This window comes from Enterobacter sp. EC_64, assembly GCF_019584165.1.
In the GTDB taxonomy this organism is placed as follows: Bacteria; Pseudomonadota; Gammaproteobacteria; order Enterobacterales; family Enterobacteriaceae; genus Enterobacter; species Enterobacter roggenkampii.
Genome location: NZ_VDAS01000056.1, coordinates 1 through 7,696 on the forward strand (window position 1 = coordinate 1; position 7,696 = coordinate 7,696).

A 7,696-nucleotide genomic window follows, 5' to 3' on the forward strand; every position below is an offset into this window, starting at 1 on the left:
TGAAAATCACCCGCATAGTGCGCTGGGATATCACTCTCCGAGAGAATACCGGCGGCAGCGGGCATCGTTAACTTAAGATACAAAAGCTGTCCGGAAATGGCGGGTCAAGATCAGTATTCAGTGTAACGGGCAAAAAAAAACACTGCCGAAGCAGTGCTTTTTTTCATCATATCGCCAGCCAAGGGATAACCAACGATACAATAGTTATATTAACTGCGGGTCAGTACGCGGCGCGCTTCGTTATAACGCTTCTTCCAGTACGGTTCGTTCATGCTGGAAATGGTCACACCGCTGCTGGTGGAGGCATGTACGAACTGGTCATTACCAATGTAGATGCCAACATGTCGACCTGTAGACCCCGCGCGGAACAGAACTAAATCACCGGTGCGCAGTTTGGTACGTGAAATCGACTTGCCCATCTCCTGCTGTTCATAGGTTGAACGCGGAAGATCTAACCCAAATTGCTCGCGGAACGTACGCTGTACAAAACCGGAACAATCAATACCTGTTTTCGTGCTGCCGCCAAGACGATAACGCACGCCTTTCCAGTCAGCATACTGATCCATAATGCGGGACTTCACGTCCAGATTACGTACCATATTTTCAAATTCATCCTGAGAGGCTTGCAGTGAAGAGGAATCTTCCATTCCCACAACACGCGTCTCAGGATGCATATTCTTCGCGGTGTTCGATGTACTACATGCAGATAACAGTACCGCGACTGCTATCGCCGGGATCCCCCGCAAGATATATCTCAGAAACGGTTGAGATTTGACCATTTTGTTTATTTTCCCTTGAAGTCCTTAACGACAAATATCGTTATAAAAATGCCAAACGTGACGAGACTAATTATCTGTTCACATCGAGACAATTCTTTCTGGTCACATTTGTGGCATAGCGCACAAAATTATTCACCATCGAAATAATTATCCCTATGGGGCAAAACGAGTTCGAGATTAACCGATTGCCAGGGGTATTGCGAGTAAAAAAAGCCTTTTTTTTATAAGAAAATGTGATACAGAAAGTAAAAATCCGTAATTGCTTAAAATGCGGTCAGATCCGACGCGTGATCGCGCAATTGCTTCATTTTTATCATGAATGTGATGACAGGAATATGACAGAGGGAAAAGATCGTGGCGGGAAGGCTATCGGGGATCATGTCGATCCCTGATAGCTCACGTTAATTTAGGTTAGTTATTTGTTTAATTGTTGTTGCGCTCTACCGGGAAGATAGCGATCGAACAACGCTATTATCCTGTCGCTCAGCGGGGTCATTAAACACCACGGCAGCGCAATCAGCGCAACGGAGAGCGAACCGACAGCAATATCGGTGAACCAGTGAGCGCCAATCATTACGCGCGGGAAGGCAAAAACCACAAAAATAATCAGGGTTATGGCAAACGCTTTTCGGCCGAAATAGCGAAGCATGACTGCGGAAAAAATGAGCAGCATCATGCCGTGATCGCCGGGGAAACTGTCCTTCGACGCATCTTTTGTTGGAATATGCAGCAGCTCACTGACGCGATAAATATCGGTGAAAAAGAGCGTAGGGCTGGAACGCTTAACCGGAATAATCGCGGTAGCCAGCTGATTAATGACGACAGCAAACAGCAGCATTACCAGACCGATAATCAGAATACGCCGACGTCCCGCTTTATCCTCTTTCAGCCAGAAAGAGAGCATCAGGCAGCCCATGGCCAGCAGCGAGAAGCCGTCGAAGGCGCGGTTGTTGGTGATGGCCACCAGCCACAGGAATGCGTCGCTCTTCACCAGCGCCTGGTTGAAGAAGTGAAAGATGCCAGAATCCAGGGGGAACCAGAAACCATGATTCGCCGGGATATACCAGGAGAAGAAAAGCGCCAGACCGGCGACATTAAGCAGTAATATCAGGGGAAATCGAGTTGTCATAACGTTCTGCATAGAGTGAAAACTGGGGCAACGTTAGCCGCCCGAACTTAAACGAATCCTCAACAGGCTGGACTGGAGGGCATTCCAGTCGGCGTTAACCGCACTAATTAACTCTATTCGGCTGTCAGGCGGCGCCACGTTCTGCGTTTCAATGAAGAAATCGTCGCCCTGGCGGTTGATCCGCACCAGTCCGTCCGGCGTGCGCATGATCCCTTTCACGCGATCGACGGGCGCAAGGCGGGCCCACTCCAGAATCCCGATAGTATCGAAAACGGTCTCAGCATCGAAAATCCATCCGCAGGCCTGGTATCCCTGGCCGCTGTTCAGGTTACGACGCCAGCGCTGGTGCTCCGGCAGGCTCAGGGCTGCCAGACCCTGCTTAACCGGATGGCTGTGCGCATGTTCCGCACTGGCAGGCAGCTCGGTGAGGTTCAGACGAGGCAGGTCAAGCAGGGTGCTATCAATATTCCCCTGGGTGGTCTGCACCCGCGTGCGATTGCCGCCAAAATGTTGCCACCACGCCTCCAGCGCGGCCTGGCTTTCAGGCGTGGCGCGATCTTCCTTGTTGGCGACGATAACGTCCGCCGAGGCGAGCTGATCGCGGAAGTTCTCGTTGGCCACCGCCTTGTCATCCAGAAGCTGACGCGGATCGAGCAGGCACAGTGTGGCGCGCAGATCGATCCACGGCTCGTAAACCGGGGCGGTCAGTAAATCGAGGATCTGCTTCGGGTGGCCCAGCCCGGTGGGCTCAATCAGCAGGCGGTCGGGTTTGCCCTGACGCAGCAGGGTATTGAGCCCCACCTGCATCGGCAGGCCATTGACGCAGCACATGCATCCGCCGGGGATCTCTTTAATCATCGCGCCGCTGGATGACAGTAACGCGCCGTCAATGCCCACCTCGCCAAATTCATTGACCAGCACGGCCCACTTCTCGGCCGGATCTTTATTCGCCAGCAGGTGGAGAATTGAGGTGGTTTTACCGCTGCCGAGAAAACCGGTGATGAGGTTGGTTTTGGTCACGTGCGCTCCAGATGAGAATGATGATGCGATAACACTGTTCTCTATCCTGGCGAAAAACGTGACCTGTGAGAAGGGGAAGGGCGAACGGAGGCTTTATCCGTTCGCGTTAAGCGCAACAATCGTTAAATATTTAACGTTTCGATAACAGCCTGACGTGCGCCGTGACGGGTGATGCGCTGATAGGCCTGGCTAACGGCCTCAACAAAAACACGATTGTGCGCGAGATCGTGACCAAACACTTCGCTCAGCCCCAGCAGCGCGGGGACGCGGTCGATGTCGCTGCTGGCGTTGACGATCGTGCGGATTTTATCGCTGAGGGGATCGCGAACGTCAATCGCGTTGCCGCGCTCGTCGGTGCCGCTGACGTAGCGTATCCAGCCGGCCACGCCCAGGGCCAGCAGCGACCACGGCGTGTTTCGCTCAAGATGAACGCGGATCCCGTCCAGCATTCTTTGCGGAAGCTTCTGGCTACCGTCCATCGCGATTTGCCAGGTCCGATGCTGGAGGGCCGGGTTGGCAAAGCGTTCGAGCAGGCTATCGGCATACGCGGTGAGGTCGACATCCTTAATCCGTAACGTGGGGGCCTGCTCGTTCAGCATCAGCCGACGGGCGGCTTCTCGGAACGCTGCATCCTCCATGCATTCATTAATATGCGCGTAGCCGGCAAGATACCCGAGATACGCCAGGAAAGAGTGGCTGCCGTTGAGCATGCGTAATTTCATCTGCTCCCACGGCAGAACATCCTGCACCATCTGGACACCCGCCACTTCCCACTCGGGACGGCCGGCGACAAAATTATCTTCTATTACCCACTGAATGAACGGCTCGCAGCTGATGGCGCACGGATCTTCCACGCCGAGCGCGTCGGTGATTTCCGCCAGCGAGGCCTCCGTCGCGGCGGGGACAATCCTGTCGACCATCGTTCCGGGGAAGCTGACGTGGCTATCGATCCATTCAGATAACCCTGCGGAACGTTTTTGCGCCATGCCCAGCACGGCGTTTTTCACCACGTGCCCGTTGTCCGGTATATTGTCGCAGGAGAGCACGGTAAAGGCGGGCAGGCCGCGCTCGCGGCGGCGATGGAGCGCTTCGACCAGGATCCCAGGGGCGGAATGTGGCTCTGAGGGGTTTTCAAGGTCGTGGACGATCCGGGGGTTATTCAGGTCGAGTTTCCCGGTCGCGGGATCGATGCAATAGCCTTTCTCTGTGATGGTGAGCGAGACAATCGCGACCTGAGGCTCGCAAAATTTCTCAATAATGGCGGGCAGGGAGTCCAGCTTTGCGTTCAGGCATTCATGGACGGCACCGACGATAATCGCCTCATTTCCTTCAGCCCCTTTTTCCAGCACGGTGAACAGATGATCCTGCGCGCGCAGCTGGCTCATCAGCACGTCGCCGCTGAAGAGGCTAACCTCACAAATCCCCCAGTCGCCGCCTTTTTCATTCAGCACCCGATTTGTTAACAAGGCCTGGTGCGCACGGTGAAACGCGCCAAAGCCAAAGTGGACGATGCGGGAGCGCAGTTGCTGACGATCGTAGCGCGGTTGCTGAACCCGGGCAGGAAGGGCGGTGGAGGCAATTGTCTTCATGAGATACACCTGATTAACCATTAATTAACAATGCCAGTGTAAAGTTATATGACAGCAAATAAAATTGGTGAGCCGTAAATATCCCCGTTATGTGAGTTTGATCAATCAATGTGTGGCGGCGTATTGACCCTTCGCGGTAAACATGTATGGTAGTCGTCATTGTAGTAATGCATATTGGTATAACAACTTAAGAGGGTGAGGCAATGGAACAAACCTGGCGTTGGTACGGGCCGAACGATCCGGTTTCTCTTGATGATGTGCGTCAGGCTGGCGCAACGGGTGTCGTCACGGCGCTGCATCATATTCCTAACGGTCAGGTCTGGCCGGTAGAGGAAATCCAGACGCGTCAGGCGCTGCTGGCGGAAAAGGGATTAACCTGGTCTGTAGTGGAAAGCATTCCGGTTCACGAAGACATCAAAACCCATTCCGGCGAGTATCAGACCTGGATTGCCAACTATCAGCAGAGCATCCGTAACCTCGCGGCCTGCGGTATTGATACCGTTTGCTACAACTTCATGCCTATCCTGGACTGGACGCGAACCGACCTTGAATATCAGATGCCGGACGGCTCGAAAGCGCTGCGTTTCGATCAGATTGCCTTTGCGGCATTCGAACTGCACATTCTGAAACGCCCTGGCGCAGAAGCGGATTACACCGCTGAAGAGCAGCAGCAGGCGCTCCAATGGTTCAATGCCGCCAGCGACGCGGATATCCAAAAGCTGACCCGTAATATTATTGCGGGCCTGCCGGGTGCCGAAGAGGGGTATACGCTGGATCAGTTCCGCGCCCGCCTGGCGGAGTACGGCAATATTGATAAGCAGCAGCTGCGTGAAAACATGGCGTATTTCCTGCGCGCAATTGTGCCGGTCGCGGAAGAGGTGGGGGTTCGCCTGGCGGTACATCCGGACGATCCCCCGCGTCCTATCCTCGGCCTGCCGCGTATCGTGTCTACGATTGAAGATATGCAGTGGCTGAAAGAGACGGTCGACAGCATCCACAACGGCTTTACCATGTGTACCGGCTCCTACGGTGTGCGGGCGGATAACGACCTGGTGCGGATGATTGAAACCTTCGGCGATCGCATCCACTTCACGCATCTGCGCGCGACCTGCCGTGAAGAGAATCCAAAAACCTTCCACGAGGCGGCGCACCTGGGCGGTGATGTGAATATGGTCGCGGTGGTAGACGCTATTCTGGCGGAAGAGGCGCGTCGCAAGCAGGCTGGCGATGTGCGTCCTATCCCGTTCCGTCCGGATCACGGACACCAGATGCTGGACGATCTGCGTAAGAAAACCAACCCGGGCTATTCGGCGATTGGCCGTCTTAAAGGGATGGCGGAAGTGCGCGGCGTTGAGCTGGCGCTGAAGTTGACGAAGTATCCGGAGCTGCTGTAACCGGAATTGCCGGGTGGCGGCTTCGCCTTACCCAGCCTACAAAAACACAAAAACCGGCTTCTGGGCCGGTTTTTTCGTAGGTCGGGTAAGCGTAGCGCCACCCGACAAACGCCGCAATCAGTCAGCGCGACCCATATAGCGTTTTTCTTCGATATGGATGCGGATTTTCTCGCCAGCAGAAAGGTATTCCGGCACCTGCACAACCAGGCCGGTGGTCAGGGTAGCCGGTTTGTTGCGGGCACTGGCGGATGCGCCTTTGATGCCTGGTGCGGTTTCAACGATTTCAAGATCGACGGTCTGAGGCAGTTCCAGCGCCAGCAGCACGCCGTCCCAGGTCAGAACCTGCATATCAGGCATACCGCCTTCCGGGATGAACAGCAGCTCTTCTTCAATCTGGTCTTTGGTGAAGATATACGGGGTGTAATCTTCTTTGTCCATGAACACATATTCGTTGCCGTCGATGTAGGAGAAATCAACATAGCGACGGGTCAGGGTCACGGTATCGACGATATCGTCCCCTTTAAAGCGCTCTTCCACCTTCAGGCCGGTACGCACATCGGCGAAACGCATTTTGTACAGCGTAGCTGCACCACGGGCGCTTGGTGCCTGAATATCGATATCTTTCACAATCAGCAATTTGCCGTTGTAATTCAGTACCATACCTTTCTTAATTTCGTTCGCTCTTGGCATTGCAGTAATCCTGTTTACGGGAGGTAAAAAATATCGCGCCAAATTACTCGCGCGCGGCCTTTCAGGCAAGAGGAATTCGTGGCTTTTGCTATCAATACACAAAAGGTGTTACTGTGCGCGCTATGCCCGACCGTACGGGCATTCGCCAGCGAAAGAGAGCATTTATGGATTGTCGTCCCGATTGTGGCGCGTGCTGTATTGCACCGTCCATTTCAAGCCCCATTCCAGGAATGCCCGAGGGCAAGCCTAACAGTCAATTATTCTCAGTATAAAAATGACATAGCTAAGCAGAAATGATTTTTTTGTTAAGTGTTTCAATTGAATGTGAAAAGCTTTCTCCATAGCCAGTTTTAGACAGTTGTAATAACTCATTTAGTCCAGAATGACTTGTAAACGAAAGATTTTCATAAAGACATATAGGAAGTTCTGAATTGTCTTTAAATCTTCTGTCTGGGCCTCCAGACTTGTTCACATACTTCCATGTCCTGCCAACGACTATGGCATCTCCAGGTACACCTTCGCTCTCAATGAATCGACTATCACCTACATTAACGAATAGCTGGTTATAACCAACAGCGCCTACACCTTCACGGTCATAAACGAGTACTCTATCTGGAAAAAAATGCAATGTTTGGCGACCGACATTGATAGCAATCGTCTCAATATTTGTTTTAACAAAGGGAGGCTTTGATTTGCTGATTGATGTGACTTTTCTGCGTAGTAAGTTACCAGCTCCGGCATGATACTTGGGGTCATAAACGGCTCCAGAAGCTTCTATATGCCATACTTTTGAGCAGCTTGCGAGCTTGGCTCCACTATCATGAAGTTGCTGGTAACATGCCATCATTTGATCATCAAAGTCATAAAAAAGAACAGTAGTCTTTCTTAGCTGATCGTACATGTAAGCAAAAACAGAGATTGCTACCCCTACGATAAATCCTATAGCGAGGCACCACTCAGGCCATGTCTGTGAAAAACCGTTGATGTAGCCCCCTGAAACACCAGACAGTAGCTGTATCTCCAGATAAGAGATAGGCTTGAATATATGTCTAACACTAACACCAATTTTGAGATGACCGGGATCCTGTTAGGGCA

Annotated in this window: 7 protein-coding genes and 1 pseudogene; 2 read left to right on the forward strand and 6 right to left on the reverse strand. The window is 52.7% G+C overall.

The annotated features are described in order from the left end of the window. Positions 1-209: 209 nt before the first annotated feature. The 4 genes from mepS to FHC52_RS22215 form a co-directional block, all read right to left on the reverse strand. Entirely contained in the window at positions 210-779 is a 570-nt protein-coding gene (gene mepS, locus FHC52_RS22200) for a bifunctional murein DD-endopeptidase/murein LD-carboxypeptidase (RefSeq protein ID WP_008500946.1), read from the reverse strand. Positions 780-1,194: 415 nt separating this feature from the next. Continuing rightward, positions 1,195-1,908, reverse strand: coding sequence for a phosphatase PAP2 family protein (locus FHC52_RS22205; RefSeq protein ID WP_220420271.1), 714 nt, complete (start codon positions 1,906-1,908; stop codon positions 1,195-1,197). Between the two features lie 33 nt (positions 1,909-1,941). After that, the gene (locus tag FHC52_RS22210) at positions 1,942-2,928 is read right to left on the reverse strand and encodes a GTP-binding protein (protein ID WP_220420272.1); all 987 of its coding nucleotides are present in this window, start codon (positions 2,926-2,928) and stop codon (positions 1,942-1,944) included. 122 nt (positions 2,929-3,050) lie between these two features. Continuing rightward, positions 3,051-4,517 (reverse strand): mannitol dehydrogenase family protein, encoded by a 1,467-nt coding sequence (locus FHC52_RS22215; protein WP_126348452.1) that lies wholly within the window; start codon positions 4,515-4,517, stop codon positions 3,051-3,053. A gap of 203 nt (positions 4,518-4,720) precedes the next feature. Here FHC52_RS22215 and uxuA point away from each other — a divergent pair, with 203 nt between their 5' ends. Further along, the gene (gene uxuA / locus FHC52_RS22220) at positions 4,721-5,911 is read left to right on the forward strand and encodes a mannonate dehydratase (RefSeq protein ID WP_220420273.1); all 1,191 of its coding nucleotides are present in this window, start codon (positions 4,721-4,723) and stop codon (positions 5,909-5,911) included. A 117-nt stretch (positions 5,912-6,028) separates the two neighbouring features. On the opposite strand, the gene yeiP is transcribed toward uxuA, so the two are convergent. After that, positions 6,029-6,601 carry an elongation factor P-like protein YeiP gene (yeiP, locus tag FHC52_RS22225; protein WP_008500940.1) on the reverse strand — a complete coding sequence of 191 codons (573 nt, stop codon included), beginning with the start codon at positions 6,599-6,601 and terminating at the stop codon, positions 6,029-6,031. 164 nt (positions 6,602-6,765) lie between these two features. Here yeiP and FHC52_RS22880 point away from each other — a divergent pair. Further along, a pseudogene (locus FHC52_RS22880) lies at positions 6,766-6,849 on the forward strand (YkgJ family cysteine cluster protein); the annotation flags it as partial. A gap of 35 nt (positions 6,850-6,884) precedes the next feature. On the opposite strand, the gene FHC52_RS22230 reads toward FHC52_RS22880, so the two are convergent. Then, on the reverse strand, positions 6,885-7,502 hold the full coding sequence (locus FHC52_RS22230) for a hypothetical protein (RefSeq protein WP_259280440.1): 618 nt from the start codon (positions 7,500-7,502) through the stop codon (positions 6,885-6,887). Positions 7,503-7,696: the final 194 nt, after the last annotated feature.